Raw genomic sequence first — 25,582 nt, 5'->3', positions numbered from 1 at the left:
TTCAGATTGTTTTTTTATTCTTCAAACAATTTTGATGAGCATCAATTACTTTGACAATGTTATCTATTGACTCAGAACAATTATTTTTTAGCCACTCGGTAATTATAGCTACTATGCCATTGCGAAAAAACACCTCATCATAATGATCTTTTTCTTCATGATTATCTATAAACTTTTCAGCAACACCATTTTGTAAATTAAGTTTAAAAAATAAACGATACAAATCTTGGTTGTCTTTAACATGTTGCAATAATTTTGAAAAACTTGGATTTTTTAAATTCTTTTGTGTTAGTGCGTATTCATCAACAAGATATTTTCTTAATTTGTCTGCCATATCATAAATATCTGTGTAATTAGCATAAAAAGTTGACCTGTTAATATGTGCCTTTTGACAAATTTCAGTGACTTTTAAATTTTCTAAGTTACTATTCTTTAAAAGTTCTACGACGGCATTTTGAATTTTTTTACGTGATACAGTGCGATTTCTTTTTTTATTCATAGAAATGATTATGACATATAAAAATCTTTTTGTTAAAGCTTTTTGAATTTATATATGCTAATAAATAATTGAACTAAAGCCAAAAATGACATCATACCGAATGTGAATTGAATTCCTATATAATTTGCCGTCACTTTGGTATCAATAAAGTGGGTTGCGCTAGTCATGGCTTCCATAAATAAAGAAGTTCCTATAGCACCGCTTAATGTTCTTAAACAAGTTAGAAGAGCTGTACCATTTGCTGCTTCATTTTTAGGCAAACTTTGCATTCCCCAAGTTACAATTGGCATCATCAAACAGCCAACCCCTAATAAACGGAGAAGATAAAAAACTCCTAACAAAATTATTTCTTTTGGAGAACTAATAAATGTTACTCCCAAACAACTAATTACTAATAACAAGCTTCCTGAAATTGCCAATTTAGTTATTCCAAATCTATCATAAAACATTCCGGTAAAAGGATTAATTAGAGCCATAGCTAATGATCCGGGCAACATTATAAATGCTGAAATAAGGGCTGATTTTTTCATTACAGTTTGAATTAAAATAGGATAAATAGTTGAACTACCCATCATTATTGCATAAAGAAGCATACTGATTAATACAGCCAAACGAAATTTTGAATTCTTAAAAATTCTTATATTTAGTAATGGTTCATCATCTTGTAACTGTCTTTTACAAAAAATAATTATTAATACTGTTCCAATAACCATCAAGATTAAGCTTGTAAATAATCTAGTAGTAATATTGCTTAGTCCTATCAACATACTGCTCAAGCCACCAGTACTTAATAATAGAGAAAAGTAATCTAGCTGATTTTTTGCAACTGGTGAAACATTTTCAACGCTAAAGATTGCTAAAATTATAATAAAAAGTGATATAGCTGCTGAAATAAAGAAAACACTACGCCAACCCCATATTTCAATAAGGAAGCCTGTTAAAGTTGGTGCTATCACAGGTGCTGCTCCTGATGCCAATCCCAATATCCCCATGACTGTTCCCTGCTTGTTAACCGGATAAAGAATCATAATTACTACTTGAGTTAATGGTAAAATAATGCCGCTACCAAAGGCTTGAAATATACGACCTATTAGTATAATTAGAAAATTGCTTCCCCAACAACAAAGCAATGTGCCGAAAGCAAATAATAGCATTGACGATAAAAATATTTGCCTAGTAGTAAAGCGTTTAATCAAATATGCTGATATAGGAATCATTACTGCCATAGCTAAACTAAAAGCGCTGGTTAACCACTGGGCAGTTAGTGCGGTCAATGATAACTCATGCATAATTTGTGGTAAGGCCGTTGTTAAAGAAGTTTGAAGAAACGATGTAACAATTGTTCCAGTCAAAAGAGTTCCAAAAATTAAATTGGCTTTTTTTCCAGTCATGAATTTCTCTTCTTTCAATTTAAGTTGTTTTAATTATATTGATGTAGAAAAGATAAACAACCAACAATTTATATTGAAATGTTGGGAAAAAACTGACTGTGACAAAATTTTTGTAAGAAGCTGTAATTTATAACCTTAAATGTCGCTACTTTATTAACATAAGGTAACATTATTAATTTAATAAAAAGGACTAATTATCTAAAGCATTAGATATTAGTCCTTAAATTATTTATTTTGATATAATGTATAGTTTTATTATTCTATATTTTTCTCCCCTTTTCCATGTCTTTGAAAACAAGTCGATATTTTTCTGAAATAATTGAACATTCAAAAACAGTAATTAAAGCAATTAATATCCAGCTTACTTTTAAAGTCATGCATAAAATTGTCCCCAGGCCGATAGCAATTATGCCATATAAAACTATCTTTCCTGCGCTATATTCGTTAATGAATTTTCTGACGCGATCAACCTTAAAAACTACTACCTGACAAGCTATAAAATATACAGCTAATAAAATTATATATATCATTATTATTTCACTTAACCTTAGTTAATTAGCTTTGCAAAGCATCATTCTCTTTTTCCAATTGCTGTTTTTCAAACACTTTGAAAAATGGATAGTAGATGATGATGTAGATAATAAAGTTAACCACTGACAGTATCAAAGCATTCCAACTCCAATTTGTACTCATGATTGCTGCAATTGGTGCGGGAATAGTAAATGGTAATCTGACCATCATCATTGGTACCAAGTGAGAAGTAGTTGCAAAATAAGAAATGGTAGTTGTTACGAGTGGAGCCAAAATAAATGGAATACCAAGAATCGGATTTAACACAATTGGGGCACCAAATATAATTGGCTCGTTAATATTGAATAAACCAGGTAAAATAGATAACTTACCTAAATCTTTTAAGTACTTCGATTTAGAAAACATAAAAAGTACTACTAAGGCAAGTGTCCCACCAGCTCCACCAATCCAAACAAACCATTGCAAAAATTGCTCAGTAAAAATTGTGGATAAGTGAGTTGCTGCTACACCAGCATGAAATTGATTCATATTAGTAGCAATTGACATTTCCCAAAATGGTCTGACAATTGGATCCATAATAGCAGCGCCATGAATACCAAGTGTCCAGAAGCCACATATAAAGAATACAGTAGTCAGGCCACCGGCCAAGCTGTTGCCAACTAAAAATCCTTTTAACGGCATTAAAATATTGGAAATAAAAGTAGCGATATTGAAATTAAATATATCTCTTACAACCCAAAATAATATTAAAATAATCGCTGCTGGAAAAAGAGCTACAAAAGAATTGGAAACCTCAGGAGGAACACCTTCGGGCATTTTAATTGTGATGTTTTTCTTTTCTAAAAAGTGATAAATTTCGACAGAGATCAAAGCAGTTGCAATCGCTGCAAATAACGAAGATGCACTTAAATTGGCTATATTAATGTAGCGTCCTGCCGTAATCACGTTTTTAACATCTGCATTCACTTTAACCGGCTGCACTGTCGCCACTAAAAAGGCAAGCACAGCTAATATGCCACTAGACAAAGTATCCATCTTATAGCTTTCAGCAAGAGCAGAAGCAATACCAAATGTTGCATATAACGACAGAATTCCTACCGTAAAGCGAAAAGGAATATCTAGAATTGCCTGATAAGGTGCTAAGAAAATAGCGACTGCTGGTATGGGCATATTACTCAGAATGGTAAAGAAAGAGCCAACAATAGTTAGTGGTAAGGTAGCAATAATACCTTTACGAATAGCTGTCATATGTCTTTGCTGACCCATTTTATTAGCTACAGGTAGAATTTTTGCTTCCAAAAAATTGACAAAATTATTCATTTATTTTCACCTCATATTTATTTTTTAGTTATAGAATTTTTAACAGACAAACTTAAATTTTGACCAAGACTTAATAAATGGTAATAGTAAAAGTTCATCGGTATTGATATGTCCAACGAGATTTTTACGATTATCTTTATGTGGCTTTAATACAATCTGTAGCTCATTCTTATACTTTCCAAACCCATTATTGCCTATGACTACATCCCCTTTTTGAAACTCTATTTCATTGTCATGTGGCGAATTGGAAAAACTATGATACTTTTTTCTAACTTCTGTTGATCTGATTACCTGCTCATTTATATCTCCCCGTCTAACATGTTGATTATTAAGAGCAATGTCATGTTCAACTTCATTTATATCTGAAACGAAATCAATTTTTAACTCAGTTTGATAACGATCAATTAAACTAAGTCTTTTTAATTCTCCATCACTAGCATAGGAATTACCGATAATTACATCATCGATGAGCCCAGTCGCAAACATTTTTTTAGCTTGCACTTCAACAGGCAAATTACGATCTTCTTCCAAAGTTGGCAAACCATCATTTACGCTCCAGGGGCCAATTTTTCCTGATTGAGAACTGATAAAAGCAGCTGTATGCAGATTATTTCTTTTAAAACGCTGACTACATTTCACAAAGAAATCATAAGGTAGACCTGTTCCTTTTTGAGGATAAAAATTGTGACAGCCATAAATAAAAGGTTTATTAGCTTGATAAGTCAGAATATTATCCACATAAGCAACATCATTACTCATGTTTAATTCAATGATTAAACCTTGCGGATTATAACTAAGTAATGCCTCTTTTTTGCCATCAAATCCGTCATCTAGACGTAAACCATCTACACCAAGTTCAGCAAAAAATGAAAGGTCATCATATGAGATTCCCAAAAGGTTAAATATTGTTGGCGAAACATCCAAAATCACTTCATAATTAAGTTCCTTTGCCAACTTAGTTAACTTTTGATATTTAGCAATTACTTCTTTCTTCTCGCCGGTAATTTCAAGCAAACTCATAAAAATTCTGGAAAATCCAAATTCACTTGCTTTTTTGATATAGGCCTTATCACTGGCGAAATCGCTATGATCTGGGTATATCGATATTCCTAGTTTTCGCTTCATCTTAGTGCCTACTTTTATGCAAGTTTTCTTTTAACAATTTCAAACAATTTTGCTACATCATCTGGCTTGGTAAGTCCGGTATCTTTGTCAATAATTGATGAGTATACATGTGGCAATATTCTAGTTACTCCGGCTTCTAAAGCAATATCTAAAATAGCCTCAAAGTTTTCCAAATCTATGCCACCTGTTGGCTCAAGGCTAAAATCATTTGCAGCACAAGCTTTAGCAATATATTTGTATTCCGCCTTGTGTGCTAAACCTTTCATTGGAAAGAACTTAAATGAACTGCCACCCATATCCTTCAGTAATGCAATAGCAGTAGTAACAGGAACTTCTGTTGCCATTTCTTTAGAGCTTAGAGGACCTGTTGCAATATTGACATAACCAACCTTACCTGTTGGTGAAACTAAACCATTAATAATAGTTTGGTCTTGTCCTAATAAGGCCCGAGAATAGCCAACCCCTGTAAAAACTTGATTGACATGTTGCGGTTGGATTACTTGCGATACTTCACTAACCATCTTACTTTGATTAGGATCGCCTGCACCTAATCCAACCGAAATAGCATTATTGACGGCACTTTGATACTTTTTCAAATCAGCAATACAGCTGTCATTATCAGGATAGTTTTTAGTTAAGACGCCGCAAACAACATGACCATCAGCAGCTTCATATATCTCCTTAGCATTGGCAACACTTCCGGCTAAAACATTTAACGCTACTCTAGCCTTATAATAATTTGGTACTAATTCCATTTATTTCATAATCTCCTTTAATCTTTCAACTATTAAATTCATTTCTTCTGCATCGAGTGCTCTGATATCAAACTCAATTATTCCTTCATTAGCACGATATTCTCGAGTATAGATAGCCGGATCATTGTTTTTTAATTCCTTAATTACTTGAAATGCACTCTTCGATGCATCAGCATTCATTTTAATATCGGCACGATAGATTTCTCGTCCTGCTTGATCTTGTGCTTCTTTGACTGTAAGCCCAGGAATTGTGTTCAGATTTTGTAAAAATGGTGCGAGTCGCTTACGCATGTGTGTGCCATCCTCTGGACCTGCGCTGACATATTCTTCAATTGCTCCTACCAAACCCAAAAGATTATCTTTACCAATTTTCATCGCTCTACCGATTCCTGAACTTTGCATACGAATCCAATCGATGTATTTTGCTTTACCAAATACCAAGCCTGAAGCTGGACCTTCAATTGCTTTTGCACCACTAAAAAGAATAATATCTACGTTTAAAGCCAGATATTTTTTTAGATCTTCTTCTGCTGCAGCGTCTAAAATTAAAGGCAAGTTATGTTTATGAGCAATTTCAACTGCCTGTTTAACTGTAAGCATGCTTTTTTGTACTGCATGGTGACTTTTAACGTAGAAAACAGCTGCAGTATCTTCATCAATCATCATTTCCACATGTTCTGGTGAGCACATATTAGCATAGCCTGCTTCAACTACATTACCTCCACCCAAAGTAATCATTTCTTCTTCTGGAGCACCATAATCTACATTTTGTCCTTTGGGTATGACAATATTCCTGGCTTTAAACCTAGTTGAATACGGATGATAAACATGGTACTGGCTTCCCTGACCAATAACTCCTGCAACTGCTAAAGCAATCCCGGCAGACGCTGAGTTCACAATGACTGCATCTTCAGCTCCTATTAATTCAGCCACATACTTCCCGCTTTTTTTGACTAAATCTGACATTTCAAAAAAATGTTTGTCGCCAAATTCTTGGGCTTCAATTCCTGCATTACTTGTTTTTGAAACACCCAAAATTGTCATCTTACCGCTGGCATTTATTACATGCTTTAAGTTCAATTTCTGATAATAATCCATTTTATTCTCCAATCTGATAAGCTTTACCCATAACGACAACCATTTTAGGACAAATATGTTCATTAAATTGACGCTGATTATGATTTGAATCTGTAAGTGTAACCTCTTTATTTTCTTCTAATTCAAAAATAGTCAGATCAGCGTCATATCCCGGCTTCAAATGACCTTTGTTAATCAAGTTAAAATTATCTGCCGGAGCTGCAGTTACCTTACTAATCACATCGCTAAGCGAATAGCCATACATTAAAAACTTGTCCAAAGTTGTAGCCATGTTATACACAGGACCATTTACACGATTGCGGTTATATATATCAGTACTAATAGAATATGGAATTAAACCGGCAGCATTTGCAATATCAAAAGTATGGAAGTTAAAGCTGTCTGTACCATGTCCAACATCAAAAGTTACACCTCTGCGATAGGCTTCCCAGAGAAATTGACAAATGTTGTCTGATTCATCAAGCATGCCATTTGGTTTACCGTTATAGCCATGAGTCAAAATATCGTTATCATCCATTAAGTCTAAAACATCTTTTAATTGTGGTGGGTTTGCGCCAACATGTACCATAATCGGAAAATTGCCACCTAAGCTTTTTTGAAATGCTTTAGCTTTCTGCAAAGGCACTACACCATTATCGATAACTACAGAATGACTTTCTCTAACTTTGATACCGACAATGAAATCACGATATTTTTGAATAGATTCCATCAGAGGATCTTTTTGAACAGTATTAATGTCGCCCAACTCATTTTGTGCCAGTATGCCCGTTTGACCAACGTTAATCATTGCATAAACATTGGTAATTTTATTTCTGGTTATATCATAAAAATCACCAATGTTCTCTGCTCCGGTAGAACCGGCATCAATTACGGTAGTGACACCAGATTTATAACCGTCTTCATCAGGATCATCATAATAAAGGGTCAATTTTTCGTAACAATGAACATGATCATCAATCCATCCAGCCGAAACATACTTTCCTTGAAGATCAATTACTTTACCAGCTTCGATTCCATCCAGACAATGACCGACAGCAACAATTTTTTTACCTAAAACGCCAATTTCGATTGGAGAACCGTCTGTAACCCTTTTACCATTTTTCAAATATAAATCTATCATCTTTTACCTCAACTAAACTTTCACAGGGAAGAACAAACCAGCAATCATAGCTCCAATAATTGCGCCACCAGTGATCGGTTTCTTCCAAGCATAAAATATTACCGCACCAATAATTGCACCTAAGCCAATAGGAATTGATGCTTGACAGGCAGAAATTATGATTAATGGGCCTAAAAATCTGCCTGTATCGTTACCTGCGCCCATCATAATATCAGCACCAAAAGTTGAGTTAGATTGTTTTAAAGTAAAATGTCTAATAGCATAAATAACAAGACCGATCAAAATTCCGATGATAGCACCGGTCAATAGAGCCAGCGGAAAGCTCTTAATTGGTTCTTTAATGTTCATGCTGAGTAATATAGCAGGAATACCTAAACCAACACCAGTTAAAATTGAGCCACCTAAATCTAAGATTCCATCTAACGATCCTTCTAAAACTCTGGCAAAAAGAAAGCTAGCTCCAAACGCTGCACAAGCACCATACGAGCCACCAGTCATACCTGCCTTCAACATGGCAACAAATGCAACTTCATTAAATGCACCAGTACCATAGTTAAAATACATTGAAGTTCCAGCAAATACCCCAGCCGACATCAAGCCAACAATAATTGGGAAACTCCAATCGGCATACCAAAAACTTTTAGTATTCTTTAAATCTAATTCTTTTTCTTCTAAAGTTTCATCACTTTTATCCATGTCTTTGCCTCTTTTCAACTAGGTTTTAGCCACCAAAAACTGAGTGAATTTGTTTTAACCAAGCAGGAACTCCCATATTCAGTTGCTTAATCAGTGTCAGATCTATTCCTCTGAAAAATGCACTCAAAATAAATAAGACAATTGTAGTAATTAGAATAATTTTAGTAATCTTATTCCAACCACTTTCATCTACTCCTTTACCGACTAAAATTCCCAAAACTACTCCTGGAACAGCATTGCCCATAATCAGCTGAGCAATGCCACCAAAGACCGTTCCGAAAATTCCAGATCTTTTTCCGCCATCAATTGCTGCCAGCCAAAAGATAACAGGCATAACAGTATTAATTAATAATGTTGCAGCTGGAACGAGGACTTTTACCGCCGTAATTTGAAGTGATTGGGGCAAAGCTGAACTCGTTAAGTTAAGAAAAGCAACAATTAAAGCTCCCACTATTGCACCGGCTATACCCATTTTTTTGGCATCATGCATCTGTTTTTCATCGTGGTTTTTCAACATTAAAAGTGCAGCGGCCCAATTTGGTATTACCCTGTGAGTAACATCCTGTGTAAAAGATCCTGCTGCCACAGTGGAAGCCCAGGCATTAAAGAAGAAACCCAATCCAAACGAAAAGTGTGATGCAGGATCTCCTTCACTTGCATTCATTTCGCCTAATGTTCTGAATGCTCCTAAAGCCTGGACAGTTGGAGCATTAAACATTCTGGCTGCTCCTATTCCAACCGCTAAACCAACAAGAGTACCAATAATTAAGGATTCAATTAAAATTATCAAAATATGCATTTTTATACTCCTTTAGTTGCTCTGTTAAAAAGTGGGTTGTCAGTAGTTGCTAGTTTCTGACAATCTATTTCATTAACGCAAACGTACTCTACATGAACCAAAACTCTAAGTTGAACCTCATAAGACTTGCGTATTCTTGGGAAAAAGAAAAATAAAAAATGTTCTTTTTCATCTATTTCCTTAAGTTCTTCCACTTCAAAAGATTTTGGTTCTATCTTAAAAATCAAATTATCTTCTTTTGCGCCTAAATTTCTTGCTACTTGGTTTATTGCATTGGCAAATGCCTCTTTCTTATTCTTTGCTTTTCCTTTCACTACAATGTTTCTATCTTCTGCTTGAATTACATTTTTCATCTGAACACCTAAAACTTGTTGGGATACTTTTTATTGATTGCTTCAACAAGTTTTTCTCCTAACTCTTCTTTATCCATAAAGCCAAAACCCAGAACTTTTTTACCATCATTAATAGCAGTAACCCCTTGAGTAATTGATCTCATGCCATGTCTTTCTGGATAGCCGTATTTATTATTGGCAATCAAAGCGCCAGCTCCACCACTACCACAAAAAGAAATACCGAAATCAGCTTTTTCTTTATTCATTACATCCCCTAATTTCATGTCTGCACCAATCCCAGGAATTAAAATAGCCTTGGCGCCCGCTTTTTCAATACCTTTAGCAACATTACTTCCTTTTCCCATTCGGTCAGCAACTACAATTTTCAACATATTAATTTCTCCTTTAATCTAACTTCATATTTTCAAAATGAATTGACAAAACATACTTTTCTGATTCAGCTATTTTGCCGATGTTATTATCAATAAAATCCACAACTTGCTGAGACATTTCTAACGATTGCTGTGAAACCTTAGCAAAAATTTTCTGATCTACTTTTTCTAATTTTTTTCCATTCTTTGCTCTATTAACCATTTCAAATAAATGATTACCTAAAATTTGAGTTTCTATGTCGCTCGGATGCAGCTTATTTTGATGTATTAAAGAAACTACATATACCATTACCCGCCTTAATTCATCTTTATAATTACTTTTTGCAATATATTTTTGGAATTCTTTATATAACTCTACTTTCATCTAAATTACCGTTTCTTTATCTCAACAACGTATAACGTAAAATTGCTATTATTTCATTAATATTAATGTGTAAGCCCAAATCTAAGTAAATTGTGCGCAGTCGACTGATGTCAGTTTTGGAAAATTTATTTAATTGTTTATCAGTTGGCTTAGAGTCATATTGCTTATCAAAGTAGATTCGCTCCGTTGCTAATTGCACATGAATCATAAATGCTTTTTCATATTTTTTACTGATGCGATCTCCTAAATATTCACTGACATTGATATAGGCTTCTATACTTAAAGAAAGTATTTTCTCTACATTATTAATACTTTGTTCTTCCTTAATAACATTCCTCAAATCATTGTCATTTTTAACAGCATTTTGTTTGAGTAAGAAAGAAACTTCCCGTTCAACTTTCAACATATCCTGCTCATTAGGGATCGGATTAACCTGTATGATTTTAGTTGACGCTATTTTTTTCAAAGGGAAAATACTAATTACGAGATCAGGCTTTGTTTCATATATTTTTGTGCGGTAATTAATCGCTGAAGCAAAGCCGGCACTTGTAATGTACGGAATTCTGCTTTGAATTACTTTTTTTAAAAGTTTCGTTGCACCTAAACCGGTTGAACAAACGTAAAGTGCACTGACTTGTGGTACTTTTTGCAAATCACTAATTGAAACCAAGAAATGAAGAGAAACTAAAGTCACAAAAGTATCACTGTTAATGAGTGGGCTTTTAGAAATATATTTGTCCAATGCAGCTTTAACAGTTTCAAACAAAGTGCCAAACCGACTTTTAACCTCTGCTGTAAAAGGAGTATAGTCATTAAAATGCTGAAAATTACTATTCAATTCACTTATCAAATGCTGAGTTAATGAGTCTTGTAACTGTAAATCATTCTCCAAAGGCAAAACCATTTTTTGTGAAACATAGGAAATAATCTCCTTGACAGCCTTATTAGTTTCCACATCTTTTTCCAACACTTTTACTCCAAAAATAAAGTACTTTTCTTCATCTTTTGTTGGTCTAATATCAAAAATTTCACTTACAAATTTGTAGATCTGGGCATAATGCTTTTGAGTCTGATTAAGTCTTTTACCATAACCAGAAAGATTTAAAAATCGATGACGATGATTTTCTAAAATAATTATCGTTAACCGATTAATCATTGACTTAGCAATGCTCAAATCCATGCCAGTATTAAAGGCCTTTTTTAGATTTAAAATGTCACATAATATTAAAGAAACATAATTGATTAACTTATTTATGTTTTTAGGTAAATTCGTGTTACCAGCTGAACTTGTACTTATTTTAGAAATCAAATCAATCAAATTGTTGGCACCAAATGAATATCTATCTATTTGCTTTTGCAAGATATATTCCATTAGCGCACGAATATTAATTTCATCTCCAGTTAAGTAGTAGCCATAATAATTTTTCCCTTCTAAAAGCAAATTGAATCTTTTAGCTTCTGACTTGGCATTATTTATGTCTGCTAAAAAAGTATTTGCAGAAACGTCAAGCATTTTAGTCATTTTTTTGCCGGTTATAAATCCATCAGCAAAAATCAAACTGGTCAAAATTTTCCATTTTCTTTGAGTTGGACTTAAATACTGCGAAATTACTTCTTCGCTTGAAAAAGATTGTAATGAGTTAATTGCATTTTTTCGATCAAAATCACTAGCAAAACTTATCCATATTCCCATACCAGGCTTTGAATTATACTTACAACCAGGTTGCTTATTTATCCATTCTGCTATTTTTTTGAGATCACTTCTTAAAGTTCTAATTGAAACTTTATATCTAGCAGATAAATCCTTAACTTTATAAGTCTGCGGGTTATTTAATAAGTTTGTTGCAATGTTAATTTGCCTAGAAATTAGAGTCATTTTGCTTGCTCCTTTCTATATTTAAATTATATGAAAGCGGTATTATAAAAAGAACTCCAAATTAATTCAACACTGTTGGTGCAAAGAATTGAACAACAAAAATGCTCATAGAATTTTATTCTTTGAGCATCATTAAAAATATAAAGATTATTAGGTTTTTTATTTAAACCTGTAAAGATGCATATAAAACTAATTTACCTTTTTTTATTAGCCAAATAAAAAGGGTAAATCTTGTTTCACATTAAAACGACGATTTACCAATTAAATTTTTTTGTTTTTTTCAAGTTTCTAACTAACGATTATTTAAGCGCTTAAAGTCTGTATAAGTTTTTTGTGAGGAAATCAGCTAAATTAATATCCAAAATTCTTAAAAGTTATCTTTTACCATTGAAATAGTCATGAAACTTTTCCATTTCCTTGCCAATAACTTCATCATCTGGCATTGCAAATTCAAATGCAAATTGTGCATCTTTAGGCAGGTATCTTACTACTGCTTTCCAATTGAACATCCCAAGGTCTAATGACTCAGTGTTTTGCATTTTGCCCTTTGCATTAAGCATAGGATTCTTCAAGTGAATGTACGCTACAAAAGGTGCAAGCTTCTTTGCGGCTAAATTTGGATCAAAACCTGTAAAAGCAAGATTTCCTAAGTCAAATGTAGCAAAAATTGAATTGAACCCAGCTTTTCTGACGGCAGTCAGAAAATCAAATACTGTATCTGGGTTACCACTTATTGGAGTTTGATCGTTCTCAATAGTTGTTTGAATAGTTGCTAAAGGTAAATTTGAAAGATCTTCTGCTAAATCACCATGGTATTTATAGAAATTACCGGTACTAAACTTGATTTTCTGTGCACCAAGCTCTTGGGCTTCTTTATAATACTTATTTAAATTCTGATTAAAATTACCGTTTTCATCAAAAATATTATCAGGCACACTATAGTTTAGCAATAAACCCTTTTCTCTAACAGCTGGTGCCAGCTCTTTGATTTCTGCATCTACATCTTTGAAATACTCACGTCTAATTTCAATTCCATCTGCAGCTAAATCAGCAATTCTATCCACTAAATCCAGTTGGCTAATACCACTTTGAATTTCTTTTTCATAAACCAATGTATTTATTATTAAAGTCATGATTTGCTCCTATTTGTTCTAAAATTGATATATTTCTCATTAAATTTTCTAGCATTTTCAGTAACAGCTTCGTAATCATTCTTTTTACCCGGTCCGACTAAACTACCGCCTACTCCAATAACGAAAGCTCCATTTTCAAACCATTCGTTCATGTTTTCTAATGAAACACCACCTGTTGGCATAACATTTACGTTTGGAAACGGTCCATGAATTTCATTGATCATTGTTTTGCCAGCAACTGAACCAGGGAAAACTTTAATTACATCGGCACCATACGTTAGCGCATCTTGAATTTCAGTCGAAGTAAAACACCCTGGAATATAAGGAATCTGGTATAAATTACAAAGCTTGGCCGTATCTTTATTAAAAGATGGACTAACTACAAATTTAGCTCCCGCTATAATAGCCAGCCTTGCTGTTGCTGGATCCAGCACCGTACCTGCACCAATAATCACATCTTTGTCACTGCCGTATTCTTCTGTTAATCTTTTGATAGTTATATCTGCACTGGGTGAAGTAAATGCTAATTCGATAGCAGTGACATGTCCTTTTATACATGCTTTGGCAGTTTGGTAGGAATTTTCTTCATTATTCCCTCTAACTACTGCTACAACTCCAGCTTTCTGAATTCTCTTTATCGATTCATATTTTAAAAGCATATTAACTCTCCTATCATTCCATATTACTGTGCTGCTTTTTAGCAGCACCATTAGAAACTTCATCCCTGATGCTCAACTTGAGACAAAGAATATCTAGCACAATGTGCACACTTTGATCAAACAGAGAACTTAAAAGTTGAATAGATTTAACTCCATCCCCATTTTTCGTTGCCCCAGGTACTATTATCACGCGGTCCGCCAATTTGACCAAAGGTGAATTGGAGTTGCTCGATACTGCAATTACTTCAACTCCAGATTCAGCAGCTTTTTCTGTCAATTCCAGCACACTGCTGGTTTTACCAGAACCTGACACAGAAACTAAAACATCGTTTGGCTGAATTGAAGGTGTAATTGTCTCTCCAATAACATAAACCTGGTAGCCAATATGCATTAACCTCATAGCAAAACTTTTAGCCATAAACCCAGAGCGGCCTGAGCCTAAAACAAATATCCTTTTATCCTTAGTAATTAACGTTGCAGCCTGATCAATTTCTGCTTCGCTTACTTTATCTAAAACTGTATTTATTTCTGCTAAAACAGGTTTAATTAAATGTTTAGAATCTAACATAAATTAATAATCTCCTTAAACTTGCTGGCCTCATTAACAGGGTCATTAGAATGAACAATTTTACTTCCTACAATAACCTCTTGTACCTCGTTTTGCACAGCTAATTTTTTTGCCTGCTCTAAATCAATACTACCAGCAACTGCTATATTTTTAATTGCGGGAAAATTCTTCCTGAAATCAGAGACTAGATTAGTCAAATCCGTGTTTTTGCCAGCATCATGAGAATTATGCAAGTTATAAATTGCATTCGGAAATTTGGCAATCTCTAAAATGGCTTTATTGCTCATTCCCATTAAGTCAATAAGTACTTTCTTGTTTTTTTGCTCTGCAATTTGATAAACGCCGGCAAGAGTTTCCTGACCAGCCGTTCCCATTACTGTTAGAATATCTGCACCGGTTTTAAATCCTTGTTCAAATTCGTATTGGCCCTCATCATTAGTTTTAGTATCCAATAAAAGCAAACTGTGTTTTAAATTGACATTTGCAGCTTGAATTTCATAAAAGCCATAATCTTTTATTATTGAAGTACCAAATTCTACAATATCAGCAATACCATCAAGTTTTCGTGCCAGTTGAACTGCATCGGCTAAAGAGACCCGATCAATTGCGACTTGCAGCTTCATCTTCAGAAACACCCTGTTTTTGATAAAATTCTTTTAATTCTTCTTTTGTAGGATACCCGTCATTATCACCTAAGGTTTGCACCTGCAGACAACCTACAGCATTACCGCGAATAGCTCCGGCCTTCAAACTTTTTCCTTCAAGCAAAGCAGTAATCAGACCTAAAGCAAATCCATCTCCAGCACCGACAGTATCAAGAACCTTATCTGGTTTAAAACTAGGAACAGTGTATTCTTCACCTTTAGCATTTTTGACGAAAACTCCTTTATCTCCTAGTTTAACCATTACTGTTGTAGTTCTTTCACCTTTCAAGTAAAAGTCAGCTATTTCTTCTGGATCTTCCGAACCCATTAATGTCTTGCCTTCACTGATACCCGGCAAGACAATATCAGCCATGCCCGCCAGTTCATTGATTGTCTTAATCATATAATCTTTACTCTTCCATAAAGGTGGCCGCAAATTAGGATCAAACGTGATTAGTTTTTTTGCAGCAATTAGCTTTTTGTAAAAAGCACGGAAAGTTTTTTCTGCAGTATCAGAAATTGCAGGAAAAATTCCAGACATATGGGCAATTTTAACATCGCTTAAATCAATATTATCAATCTGACTGGCTTCTAGGTGACAAGCAGCAGAATCACGCCGGTAGTTAAAAGTCGCAGGATCACCATGTGTTACTAACTGCTTTAATTGATGACCTGTAAAATACTTATCATCATAACTAACATACTTAGTACCTACATTGTGAGAAGCAATAGTTTTTTGAACATACTTGCCAAAAGGATCTTCGCCAACTCGTGTAACATACTCAACAGAGTGTCCCAGCCTTCTCACGCCAATAGCAACATTTAGTTCAGCACCACCCATCACCTTGTGAAATTCTTCAGCGTCTACTAAAGAAACATCTGGATCTTTTGAACACAATATAACAAGTGGTTCACCAATAGTAATTACTTCAGACATAATCTTTCCTCTCTTTGTCTTTCATACTCACTCAAAAAAGTGATAAACAAGTATTTCATTTATAATTGAAACTACCCACATTACAGGTACACCATATTTTAAGAAGTCCTTTGACTTTACCTTCATATAGTCTAAACCCCAGACATTCCAAGATTGGGTAATATCTACAGATACAGCCATCAAAGTTGGAACATATAAGAGTGGTAATAAGAAGGCATCACTGAATAATCCAGTACTATACAAAACTGCAGCGGTGGCTGCTCCGGCACCCCAAACGTGTAAAGGACCACGGAATAAAGCGAGTGGAGCCAAAATACCCAAAGCAAGACAAAGGATTAAGTGTTCATGAGGCAAAACAGCTGCCAATATCGGACGAAATCTTTCAGCATTAATAGTTGCAGCGCCAGTAAAACTTTCCAGAGCCATTAAAAACATGATCAATCCTGCAATATCACTGATTGCATGAGAAATTGAATCATTTAAAAACTTAAGTCCCTTCTTGTAATCTTTAAATTGACCAGTTAAGAAAATAGCAATAATACTTGCTAAAGTTAATGCAGGTACCGCATCCCATTTAAATGCCATATTCATTGCAACTGGAATAACAGGAACAATGTACGCTATTTTAGGAACTTTAGTAACACTATTTTCATTATTTTCGGCTCCAATTAATTTAAGATTATTATCTGCCATCGCCGGATCAATCTTTTTACGATTAAAGAATAAAAAGATAATAATTGCCAGCAGCTGTACTATTGCAGCACATATACCAAAAGTAAGGTACTTACTGTCATAAGCAGCTTTTGGCACAAAGGCCTTCATCTGGTTATAAAGCACAACGTTAATATACATTGGGGCACCAATAGCCATAGAAAATGCTGCCAAAGCAACATCTCGAGGCAATCCCAATGATAATAGAATTGGTAATAAAATAACTCCAATTGCTATTACTGAACCAACACCGTATGCACTTACAAAAATAAAAGCTGTAACTAAAACAACTAAAATTGCTGCTAATAGTGGCTTCTTTTTACCAATTGACTTAGTAGCTTCTGATATTGCAGGTGCAATCCCACTATCTACCAGTACTCGACCAAACCATGAACCAAATACAATATAAATAATAGTTGGACCATAGCTGAGCGCTGGCTGCGCAAAAACTTTATTAATTGCTTCATTAAATGGTACTAAACCAATGACGCACCATAAGATTGCCATCACGAAGAAGCCAATCATCAAGTTTCCACCTTTTAAAATGTACCATATAAATAAAGCAAAAGTTATTAATAGCAAAATTGCTATTATTGTAGAACTCATTACACTTACCTCTTTACTAACTCATTATTTCATCTAATGAATATCAGCATATTTCTTTTTAAGGTAACCGGTTACCTTCTTAATATAAAACATTTAGTTTGTCTTTGCAAGCGCTTTTCAAATTAATACTGATTTTTGCAATATATCATTTTAAGAGCATTAAAATGATATACTAGTTTTAAAAACATTTAACAAAAAGAATAGTGATTATGAAAAAAGCAACAATCCGTAACGTAGCTGAATTAGCACATGTTTCCGTTGCGTCTGTATCAAGGTATTTAAATAATAAGGCTAAAGGTAGACTTTCCGAAGAAAAAGCTAAGGCAATAGAACAAGCAATTAAAGACTTAAATTACATTCCTAATCTTGCAGCTCGTCAAATGGCTACTAATCAAAGCAAGACTATTGCGGTAGTTGTTTCCAATATAGACGATTATTTTTCAACTGAATTGTTTAAAGGAGCATCTAACATCCTCAGAGTTAAAGGTTATGAGGCTTTTTTGTTAGATACCAATGCAGAACAGCAACGAGAACGAGAATTAATTAAAACCGTCAGCAGCAGTTTCTTTGATGGACTACTGTTTCAACCCTTGGGTAGTAATATAAAAACCATTCAATCTGAATTTATCCATAACATTCCCACAGTAATCTTAGACAGACGGCTAGCCACCAAACGCTGGCCTCAGGTTATTTCCAATAATGTTACGGCTTCAAAGGATGCCACGAAATATTTTTTAAAACAAGGTTGCGATGACATCTTAATTTTATCTTCTGAAGTCAAAATTGCTTCCACAAGAAGAGACAGATACAGTGGTGTTTGTGCTATTGCAAATCCTGATCAAATTCATTTAATTGAGCTTGACGAAGAGTCGTATAATTATGTGACGATTAAAAATAAGATTGAATCTTTCCTGTTAAAACAAAAAGTTCGAAATAAAAAAACTTTGATTTTTAGTTTCAAAGAACGTTGGCTACTTGCATTTTTACCTATGCTTTTTGCCGATGGCTTTTTAAATAGCGACCAAGTCTTGATCACTGGATTTTCAGATACCAAATTAGTACAAACCATTTTACCCGAAGCAAGATTAATTTCCCAAAACCCATATCTAATGGGAGCAAGTGCTGCAGAAATTTTACTTAAGAGTTTAAGTGGAGAAGATAATAGCAAAAATTATGAACCCCTTATTGTTCCTGCTAAATTTTAGCTGGTAGAATTAAATGTTAAAAACCTAAATAAATAATTCTGAAAAAGATCTTTTAACAGATCAACAAAAGTGCACTGAGGTTATCGGTCAGTGTCCTTTATACATACATTTTTCCTCAGTCTTGATAGTATTAACTAACTCAAATCGATCAGAAACCAATCATTATGTGCCAAAGTTATGCCATAGTTTAAAAAATCTTAGGTTTTCATTTTAGACTTTACTATTTTGCAAAAACATCTGGTTTATTCTATCCGTCAACTTAGCAAAGAAAAAAGAAGATGAATCACATTTTTATGATTCATCTTCTTTTTTTGTAAGGTCAATGACCTGCTTTTTAAAGGCTTAGTTCTTATTATTTACTTTACATTGTCAATTTTTAAACCTAAATATTTTTGATGATTAACAAATCCATTGCACTGTTTCATAAGAATCATGCAAAGCCCCTGGAAAGGGAGTTTCTGGAGCTAAACGATAATCAAGAGAAATAACAGTGCAATTTGCTTTCTCCGCAATTAAACGGCATTGATTTAGCAAAGTTGAACTATTACCACCGATAAAGCCACCACCATGCAAATATAGACAGGCATTGCGTGTGGGAATTTTACTAGCAGGCCTGCAAACTATAGCAGGTATATATCTATTTTCACATTGAACTAAAATACTTTTATCAATAATTGATGAACTAGTTAAATCTTTATTTGGCGAACCCATGCCATCTCTCGCATTTTGGAAATCAATAGTGCTTAAATCTATAGGAGCCATGGCTTCTTCGTCAGAAAGAAGAGGCTTATTTTTAGTTCTTTCCAAGACTTTAGGGTCTAATAACCCCCATTCTTCACCGTATGCTGAATTTCTGATAATCATGATATCCTCCAAGATTTGCTTAAGTAAATACTATGTTTGTTACTTTAATAATATACTAGCATTTAGCAAAAACATTTCATATAGAGCAGTGACATAAAATAAAAATGGTTATTTTTATTTTACATTCTATCAAAATAATTTACTTTGTGAAAAAACTTTTTATTTCAGAAAAAAGACTAATAAATTAAGTTAACAAAACTGTAATTTATTAGTCTATTAATTAATATTTTTCTTATAATAGAAATTATAAAAGCTAAACTTGAACTTTCAAAGTGGCACTGCCATGATCATTTTTCCCTGCATTCAGTAGTTCAACGCTTTGATAATCTTTAGTATTCATAACGATGACAACAGTAGAGCAATCATAACCTGCTTTTTTAATTTCATTTAAGTCAAAATGTAATAGCTTTTGACCTTGCTTAATCTTATCTCCTTGTTTGACAAAACTTTCAAAATATTCGCCATTTAGTTTAACTGTATCAATTCCAATATGGATCATTACTTGTACGCCATTGTCTGAAGTTAAGCCAATTGCATGTTTAGTATTAAATAGCATAGTAACTTCACCATCAAATGGTGCATAAACATCTCCTGAACTAGGCTCAATAACAAAGCCGTCACCCATTGAACCATCAGCAAATGCTGGATCATGAGCTTGAGTTAAGTCCTCAATCTCTCCCGAAATTGGACTCAAAATACTTTCATCTGAAACAGGTTGTACTGAATCAGATTTATCTGCTGCTTGTTCGGTATTATTCTCGTCAATACCTAAAACCATTGTGACAACACAGCCGACAACAAAGCAGGCTAGTAATCCTACACAATAAGGAATAAAAGTTTTACCTACGAAAGCTGGTAAGGTTGTTAAACCACCAAACACAAACGCAAATGCTTTAGCTTTCATTCCACCAATAATCGCACCGCCAACTGCTCCTCCTGCAACAGCTCCAACTAAAGGCTTTTTATAACGGATTCCAATACCGTATATCGCTGGTTCTGTAATGCCGGCAAAGAAAATTGATAAAAGCGCTGAGATAGAATAAGCCTTCATTTTTTTGTCTTTTGTTCTGACAAAAGTACCAAGTGTTGCTCCTGCCATACCAAAGTTGGCCGCACATGTTAATGGCACAATATAGTCATAACCTAAGCTGCTAATATTATTAATCATTACTGGGTTAACTGCCCACTGTAAGCCGAATATAACAAAAATATTCCACACGCCACCTATCATGGCTCCTGCAACCCAACCGTTAAGGTTCATTAACCAATTAATAACATTTGAAATCCCTTCTCCTACGTATACGCCAAACGGTCCAAAAACTCCTGCAGTTAACGGCACCATAACAAATAAAGATATTAGTGGAACAAATAATAACTGTAAATTAGTTGGTATCCAACTTCTTAGCCATTTTTCCAAGTATGATAGACACCAAGTTGCCAAGATAGCTGGCACAACTGTTGAAGTATAGGTCATTAACACTAAAGGTATACCAAAGAAATGGACAACTGTACCATTGCCTGTACTACCCATTAGTTTCATAAACTCAGGCATTATTAAAGCACCCATAATGGCTGCAGCCACAAATTTATCACACTTAAACTTTTCAGCAGCGGTAACTGCAAGCATTATCGGTAAGAAATAAAAGACAGCCGTTGAAGCCACTGTCAAAATATGATAAGTAGAAGAAGATGTAGATAACCAGTTTAATTGTGTTGCAAGTAAAACTAACCCTCTAAAAACACCTGACCCAGCAAATAACGGTAGCAATGGGGTAAAAATCCCTCCAATAACATCCATTAATTTTAGAAACCAGTTGGTATTCTCTTCTTTAGCTGTATGCTCATTTTCGCTGCTTGTTAAATCCGTGTTTTCAATTAACTGATCATAAATCTGAGGTACCGCTGGCCCAATAACAACTTGAAACTGGCCAGCTTTTTCTACAACGCTAATGACTCCATCTAAAGATTCAATTTTTGCTTTATTTTTATGAGCTATTTCACTATTTGCTAAGCGCATCCTAAGTCGTGTAGCACAGTGGGTAATATTTGTAATATTATCCTGTCCCCCAACTAACGATAAGATTTTTTTGCCAAGATTTTCGGACATTTTTTTCACCTATCCCTTACAATGATTGGTCCTCAAATTGTTCTTTGCCATCAAATTCTTTAGAGTGCTCCAATTCATCAAACTTTTGTTCATTATCACTTTCAATTGCTGCTAATTCTTCTACCCTTCTTTCATGACGACCGCCAATATATTTGGCTTCTAACCAATTTTTGACGATCATCTTGGCTAACTCTGGACCAACTACGCGAGAGCCGAAAGCTAATACATTTGTATTGTTATGCATTCGCGAGAGCTTAGCTGAATAGCAGTCACTGCATACGCAGGCACGAATACCTTTTACCTTGTTTGCTGCTAATGAAATGCCTACACCAGTGCCACAAATTACGATTCCCAGATCATAATCCCCATTAGCAACGGCTTTACCAACCTTTTGACCGTAAATAGGGTAATCAGTTCGCTCATTACTCTTTGTCCCAAAATCATAAACTTCATAACCTAAACTTTTAACATATTCCATAATTGTCGGTTTCAGTTCCAAGCCGACATGATCTGATCCAAAAGCTATTTTTATTTTCTTTGCAACCATTTTTACTGATTTTCCTTTCTGATTTGAGCAATTGTTTCCTGATAAGAAACTGACTTGTTAAATAGTGCTGAAGTTCCGAGAATAAAATTATCAACGCCTTTTCTATGCAGTTGATTAATTTTTTCTCGTGAAACTGCTCCGTCAATTCCTAAAACATATTTATACTTTTCTTTTGCCGCGACAAACTGCTGCAGCTTTGGCATTACAAAATCTTGAAATGGCTGTCCAGCAAATCCTGGATGAACAGTCATTACTAAAACATAGTCTGCGTTAGGTAAAAGTTCTTGAACTGTAGTGAAAGACGTTCCCGTATTTACTGCAATTCCAGCTTTTTTACCCAAAGCGTGAATATCATCAATCGTCCTCGCAGGTTGTTTTTCAGCATCTGGACAAAAATAAATAATGTCTGCTCCCAAATCACTAAAGAATTTAATGTAAGAACGGGGATTTTCAATCATCAAATGAGCATCCATAGGTTTTTTCGTCAAGGAACGGATTGTTTGATAATCTTCTGGTCCTAATGCAAAATTCGGAACATATCTACCATCCATTACATCCATGTGATACATATCGACTCCAGCGTTATTCAGCTTTTCAACTTCTTGTTTTAAATTACTAAAATCTGCGCACATCATTGACGGACTTAGTATTAAAGACATTTTCTCCTCCTTTTTGAGTAATCGTTTACTCACACAACACACTGATATTATTACACTTAATTTTTATTTTGTAAACGTTTTTCTAAATAGTACATGATAAATAGAGCAATCGTTTAACTATAAAAGAACTTAAATTTTTATTTTAATGATATAATTAGGCAATAAATGAAGGAGTAGGTAATGAAGCAATATTCAATTAAAGACATTGCAAAATTATGTAATGTTTCAACTGCAACAGTTTCACGGGTAATTAATAATAATGGCAGGTTTTCTGAAAAAACCAGGCAAAGGGTTTTAGACGTTATTAAGCAAACTGGCTATAAAATCGATAACAATGCCCGTAGTTTGCGTACGAATATTACATTCACCATTGGAATCCTTGTTCCAGACATTAAAAATCCATTCTTTGCCGATTTGGTTCAAAAAATTGAAGAGTTGCTGTTTAACAAAAACTATTCCACCATTATTTGTAATACTGATAAAAATGAACAAAAAGAAAAAGCATACTTACGTATGCTTGAAAACAAAAAGGTTGATGGCATTATTGTAATTTCCGGATCTTATCAACACGGTTTTAAATTTCAAAGTTCTCTAAAAGAAATTCCCTACATTTGTATTGACCGCGAACCAGAAAATTTTCATAATACAGTTTTTATTTCCTCTAATCACTATCAGGGCGCCCTGGATGCAACTAATTATTTATTTCAAAAAGGAGCAGAATCTCCTGTGGTCGTAGTCAAAAAGGTTAGTAGCTCAGTTAAATCTAGAATTGATGGTTTTAAAGAAAGTTTGAAAAATCATTCTCTTAAATTCGTTAAGTCACGCCACGAACTGAAGTTGCAAAGTCAATCTTCATTCGCCAAATTTTTGCAAAAAAATCCCAAAACTGACAGTTTATTTGCGGTCGATGACGGGATTGCAATGGAATTACTCAAATATCTTAAAAATCTTGGTTATCAAGTTCCTCAACAAATTCAAGTAATTGGTTTCGACGATGTACCTGCAGCTAACATAGTTACACCAAAGTTAACAACCATTCAGCAAAATACCAGAGAAATTGCACAAACAGCTGTTACCAGCATGATGCATGCCATCAATAAGCAAAATGAAAAAGGAAGTCAATTTCTAATTCCAACTAAATTAATAATCAGAGAAACCACAAAATAGCTAAGTAAAAACTTAGCTATTTTTGTTTAAAGATGCTGTTTCATTTTATTGTTATAACGACCATTTGCGGCCAAAATATTTTCACTATCTATTTACAAGTTAACTACGCTATTTACTTCTCCTCCGGAAATAATTGTTTTAGCATCGTTCAAAGCAATTTCAATACTGTTTTTAACAGCTAGTTTTGTGAAGAAAGCAATATGCGGAGTAATTAATACCTGAGGCATTGCTTGTAGTTCTTTATAATCTTCCGGTAGTGAATTCAGCATATTCTTTTTATCATAAAAATCTGTTTCATCAGCTAAAGTATCCAAGGCGGCAGCAGAAATTTGCCCATTTTTAAGGGCCGCAATTAAAGCTTGTGTGTCAACTAAGCCCCCACGAGCTACGTTAATCAAAATGGGCTTTTTCTTCATTTTATCAAAAGCAGTTTTGTCAATCATGTTTTCGGTACTTGCTAGTAATGGCGTATGCAAAGAAATAATATCGGATTTAGCAAGAATCGTGTCAAAGTCAGTATAAGTGAGGTAGGGTTCTAGAGACGCGTCATAAACAGGGTCATAAGCCAAAACTTTAGCCCCTAGTGCGCTGTATAGGTGTGCACTAGCTCCACCAATATGACCGGCACCAATTATACCGACAGTGCAATTAAAAATTTCAGTACTAATTGTACTTTTATCATAAGTAAAATCCCCATGAGCCATTCTGTCTTGGTAAATCCCAATTTTACGCAGTAAATACATTGCATCGGTTACACCGAGTTCGGCAATGGCTCTTGGTGAATAAGCTGCAACGTTTGTAATTTTAATACCATTCTTTTTTGCGGCTGCTAAATCTTGGTTATCAACTCCAACCTGCCGCACGGATAATTGCTTAATACCATATTGCTTAAATTTTTCGTAGACACTGGCACCGACTGGAAGATTTCCTTCAGAACTCACTCCGTCAAAACCTTGTGCTAAATCAGCATTATCTGCAGACAAGTCATCGTGGACGATTTTTATTTCAACTTGGTTTTTTTGAGCCCAGTTTTCAATAATTTTTTCTTCCATTTTAATTACACCATAACAAATAATTTTCACTTTTTATCTCTCCTATTCTTTTCTTAAAAAATTGGTAATCTTAGCTTTCTAGTTGGAAAAATCGGATTGATTCTAATTCACGGTATCGACAATACCAAAAGCCTAACTTTTTCATATTCAAGACCGCGAATGCAGGCTAGAGGCATATTGACACCCCGTTGTCCCATTACTAATCCCGTAGCTGCTACTAGCGAGTCACAAACTTTAGAAATTACGGGTACGCCATGCAAGCTACTAATTGTAGTCATAGGTTCTCCCAACTTATTAGATTGATTAAAAAAGTAGTATCTTAATTATAAAGGTTTAGTTATACAGTGCGAAAGTAAATTTTTAAAATTGTCAACAAAAAAATGTACTGCTATCCGAAATAACAATACATTTTTATATTACTGATT

The 25,582-nt window shown here is 34.3% G+C and carries 28 protein-coding genes; 2 read left to right on the top strand and 26 right to left on the bottom strand.

Features of this window, described 5'->3' with window-relative positions; all coding sequences use genetic code 11:
- Nucleotide 1: 1 nt before the first annotated feature.
- The 20 genes from F5ESL0261_RS01580 to F5ESL0261_RS01485 all read right to left on the bottom strand — a co-directional run bounded on the left by F5ESL0261_RS01580 (nucleotide 2) and on the right by F5ESL0261_RS01485 (nucleotide 17,556).
- The gene (locus F5ESL0261_RS01580; protein WP_122051917.1) at nucleotides 2-499 is read right to left on the bottom strand and encodes a TetR/AcrR family transcriptional regulator; all 498 of its coding nucleotides are present in this window, start codon (nucleotides 497-499) and stop codon (nucleotides 2-4) included.
- A gap of 32 nt (nucleotides 500-531) precedes the next feature.
- Complete coding sequence (locus tag F5ESL0261_RS01575; protein WP_122051916.1) at nucleotides 532-1,890, bottom strand: DHA2 family efflux MFS transporter permease subunit; 1,359 nt, start codon at nucleotides 1,888-1,890, stop codon at nucleotides 532-534.
- A gap of 260 nt (nucleotides 1,891-2,150) precedes the next feature.
- The gene (locus F5ESL0261_RS01570) at nucleotides 2,151-2,420 is read right to left on the bottom strand and encodes a hypothetical protein (protein WP_045927526.1); all 270 of its coding nucleotides are present in this window, start codon (nucleotides 2,418-2,420) and stop codon (nucleotides 2,151-2,153) included.
- A 25-nt stretch (nucleotides 2,421-2,445) separates the two neighbouring features.
- A complete protein-coding gene (locus F5ESL0261_RS01565) occupies nucleotides 2,446-3,741 on the bottom strand; it encodes a PTS sugar transporter subunit IIC (RefSeq protein ID WP_122051915.1) in 1,296 nt (431 codons plus the stop codon).
- Nucleotides 3,742-3,780: 39 nt separating this feature from the next.
- A complete protein-coding gene (locus F5ESL0261_RS01560) occupies nucleotides 3,781-4,866 on the bottom strand; it encodes a DUF871 domain-containing protein (protein ID WP_122051914.1) in 1,086 nt (361 codons plus the stop codon).
- 14 nt (nucleotides 4,867-4,880) lie between these two features.
- Nucleotides 4,881-5,621, bottom strand: a complete 741-nt coding sequence (locus tag F5ESL0261_RS01555; RefSeq protein ID WP_045927523.1) for a KDGP aldolase family protein — start codon at nucleotides 5,619-5,621, stop codon at nucleotides 4,881-4,883.
- Nucleotides 5,622-6,719: a DgaE family pyridoxal phosphate-dependent ammonia lyase gene (locus tag F5ESL0261_RS01550; RefSeq protein WP_122051913.1), complete on the bottom strand. Its 1,098-nt coding sequence runs from the start codon at nucleotides 6,717-6,719 to the stop codon at nucleotides 5,622-5,624.
- A 1-nt stretch (nucleotide 6,720) separates the two neighbouring features.
- Complete coding sequence (locus F5ESL0261_RS01545) at nucleotides 6,721-7,839, bottom strand: amidohydrolase/deacetylase family metallohydrolase (protein WP_122051912.1); 1,119 nt, start codon at nucleotides 7,837-7,839, stop codon at nucleotides 6,721-6,723.
- Nucleotides 7,840-7,851: 12 nt separating this feature from the next.
- On the bottom strand, nucleotides 7,852-8,535 hold the full coding sequence (locus tag F5ESL0261_RS01540) for a DUF4310 family protein (RefSeq protein WP_045927520.1): 684 nt from the start codon (nucleotides 8,533-8,535) through the stop codon (nucleotides 7,852-7,854).
- 25 nt (nucleotides 8,536-8,560) lie between these two features.
- Nucleotides 8,561-9,334, bottom strand: a complete 774-nt coding sequence (locus tag F5ESL0261_RS01535) for a DUF4311 domain-containing protein (RefSeq protein ID WP_122051911.1) — start codon at nucleotides 9,332-9,334, stop codon at nucleotides 8,561-8,563.
- A 2-nt stretch (nucleotides 9,335-9,336) separates the two neighbouring features.
- On the bottom strand, nucleotides 9,337-9,687 hold the full coding sequence (locus F5ESL0261_RS01530) for a DUF4312 family protein (protein WP_122051910.1): 351 nt from the start codon (nucleotides 9,685-9,687) through the stop codon (nucleotides 9,337-9,339).
- 8 nt (nucleotides 9,688-9,695) lie between these two features.
- Nucleotides 9,696-10,058: an SFCGS family glycine-rich protein gene (locus F5ESL0261_RS01525; protein ID WP_045927517.1), complete on the bottom strand. Its 363-nt coding sequence runs from the start codon at nucleotides 10,056-10,058 to the stop codon at nucleotides 9,696-9,698.
- A gap of 13 nt (nucleotides 10,059-10,071) precedes the next feature.
- Nucleotides 10,072-10,422, bottom strand: coding sequence for a PRD domain-containing protein (locus tag F5ESL0261_RS01520; protein WP_122051909.1), 351 nt, complete (start codon nucleotides 10,420-10,422; stop codon nucleotides 10,072-10,074).
- A 16-nt stretch (nucleotides 10,423-10,438) separates the two neighbouring features.
- Nucleotides 10,439-12,298: a helix-turn-helix domain-containing protein gene (locus F5ESL0261_RS01515; RefSeq protein ID WP_122051908.1), complete on the bottom strand. Its 1,860-nt coding sequence runs from the start codon at nucleotides 12,296-12,298 to the stop codon at nucleotides 10,439-10,441.
- A 374-nt stretch (nucleotides 12,299-12,672) separates the two neighbouring features.
- Nucleotides 12,673-13,431, bottom strand: a complete 759-nt coding sequence (locus F5ESL0261_RS01510) for a sugar phosphate isomerase/epimerase (protein ID WP_109585828.1) — start codon at nucleotides 13,429-13,431, stop codon at nucleotides 12,673-12,675.
- A complete protein-coding gene (locus F5ESL0261_RS01505; protein WP_122051907.1) occupies nucleotides 13,428-14,090 on the bottom strand; it encodes a bifunctional 2-keto-4-hydroxyglutarate aldolase/2-keto-3-deoxy-6-phosphogluconate aldolase in 663 nt (220 codons plus the stop codon). The genes F5ESL0261_RS01510 and F5ESL0261_RS01505 overlap by 4 nt, the downstream gene beginning before the upstream one ends.
- Before the next feature lie 13 nt (nucleotides 14,091-14,103).
- Complete coding sequence (gene hxlB, locus F5ESL0261_RS01500; RefSeq protein ID WP_045927512.1) at nucleotides 14,104-14,658, bottom strand: 6-phospho-3-hexuloisomerase; 555 nt, start codon at nucleotides 14,656-14,658, stop codon at nucleotides 14,104-14,106.
- Entirely contained in the window at nucleotides 14,652-15,281 is a 630-nt protein-coding gene (locus F5ESL0261_RS01495; protein ID WP_109585825.1) for an orotidine 5'-phosphate decarboxylase / HUMPS family protein, read from the bottom strand. Before F5ESL0261_RS01495 ends, hxlB begins: the two co-directional genes overlap by 7 nt.
- On the bottom strand, nucleotides 15,259-16,239 hold the full coding sequence (locus tag F5ESL0261_RS01490; protein ID WP_045927510.1) for a sugar kinase: 981 nt from the start codon (nucleotides 16,237-16,239) through the stop codon (nucleotides 15,259-15,261). The genes F5ESL0261_RS01495 and F5ESL0261_RS01490 overlap by 23 nt, the downstream gene beginning before the upstream one ends.
- 27 nt (nucleotides 16,240-16,266) lie before the next feature.
- Nucleotides 16,267-17,556: a gluconate:proton symporter gene (locus F5ESL0261_RS01485; RefSeq protein ID WP_122051906.1), complete on the bottom strand. Its 1,290-nt coding sequence runs from the start codon at nucleotides 17,554-17,556 to the stop codon at nucleotides 16,267-16,269.
- A 209-nt stretch (nucleotides 17,557-17,765) separates the two neighbouring features.
- On the opposite strand from F5ESL0261_RS01485, the gene F5ESL0261_RS01480 reads away from it, so the two are divergent.
- Nucleotides 17,766-18,761, top strand: coding sequence for a LacI family DNA-binding transcriptional regulator (locus F5ESL0261_RS01480; RefSeq protein ID WP_045927508.1), 996 nt, complete (start codon nucleotides 17,766-17,768; stop codon nucleotides 18,759-18,761).
- A 399-nt stretch (nucleotides 18,762-19,160) separates the two neighbouring features.
- Here the strand turns inward: F5ESL0261_RS01480 and F5ESL0261_RS01475 are convergent, their stop codons facing one another.
- From F5ESL0261_RS01475 to F5ESL0261_RS01460, 4 genes are all read right to left on the bottom strand, one after another.
- The gene (locus tag F5ESL0261_RS01475) at nucleotides 19,161-19,625 is read right to left on the bottom strand and encodes an alpha/beta hydrolase fold domain-containing protein (protein WP_122051905.1); all 465 of its coding nucleotides are present in this window, start codon (nucleotides 19,623-19,625) and stop codon (nucleotides 19,161-19,163) included.
- A 253-nt stretch (nucleotides 19,626-19,878) separates the two neighbouring features.
- Nucleotides 19,879-21,732 (bottom strand): beta-glucoside-specific PTS transporter subunit IIABC, encoded by a 1,854-nt coding sequence (locus tag F5ESL0261_RS01470; protein ID WP_122051904.1) that lies wholly within the window; start codon nucleotides 21,730-21,732, stop codon nucleotides 19,879-19,881.
- Nucleotides 21,733-21,748: 16 nt separating this feature from the next.
- Nucleotides 21,749-22,264: a ribose 5-phosphate isomerase B gene (gene rpiB, locus F5ESL0261_RS01465; protein ID WP_052060281.1), complete on the bottom strand. Its 516-nt coding sequence runs from the start codon at nucleotides 22,262-22,264 to the stop codon at nucleotides 21,749-21,751.
- 17 nt (nucleotides 22,265-22,281) lie between these two features.
- Nucleotides 22,282-22,938: a ribulose-phosphate 3-epimerase gene (locus F5ESL0261_RS01460; RefSeq protein WP_034978860.1), complete on the bottom strand. Its 657-nt coding sequence runs from the start codon at nucleotides 22,936-22,938 to the stop codon at nucleotides 22,282-22,284.
- Between the two features lie 180 nt (nucleotides 22,939-23,118).
- On the opposite strand from F5ESL0261_RS01460, the gene F5ESL0261_RS01455 reads away from it, so the two are divergent.
- Nucleotides 23,119-24,105: a LacI family DNA-binding transcriptional regulator gene (locus F5ESL0261_RS01455; RefSeq protein WP_122051903.1), complete on the top strand. Its 987-nt coding sequence runs from the start codon at nucleotides 23,119-23,121 to the stop codon at nucleotides 24,103-24,105.
- Between the two features lie 92 nt (nucleotides 24,106-24,197).
- On the opposite strand, the gene F5ESL0261_RS01450 is transcribed toward F5ESL0261_RS01455, so the two are convergent.
- Both F5ESL0261_RS01450 and F5ESL0261_RS10110 read right to left on the bottom strand, forming a co-directional pair.
- A complete protein-coding gene (locus tag F5ESL0261_RS01450; RefSeq protein WP_233560884.1) occupies nucleotides 24,198-25,187 on the bottom strand; it encodes a D-2-hydroxyacid dehydrogenase in 990 nt (329 codons plus the stop codon).
- 77 nt (nucleotides 25,188-25,264) lie between these two features.
- Complete coding sequence (locus tag F5ESL0261_RS10110) at nucleotides 25,265-25,435, bottom strand: hypothetical protein (RefSeq protein WP_158595184.1); 171 nt, start codon at nucleotides 25,433-25,435, stop codon at nucleotides 25,265-25,267.
- Nucleotides 25,436-25,582 lie beyond the last annotated feature (147 nt).

The organism is Lactobacillus sp. ESL0261, assembly GCF_003693025.1.
Lineage (GTDB): Bacteria > Bacillota > Bacilli > Lactobacillales > Lactobacillaceae > Lactobacillus > Lactobacillus kullabergensis.
The sequence above is the reverse complement of the archived record's forward strand: the minus strand, read 5'-3'. Positions and strand labels throughout refer to the sequence as shown.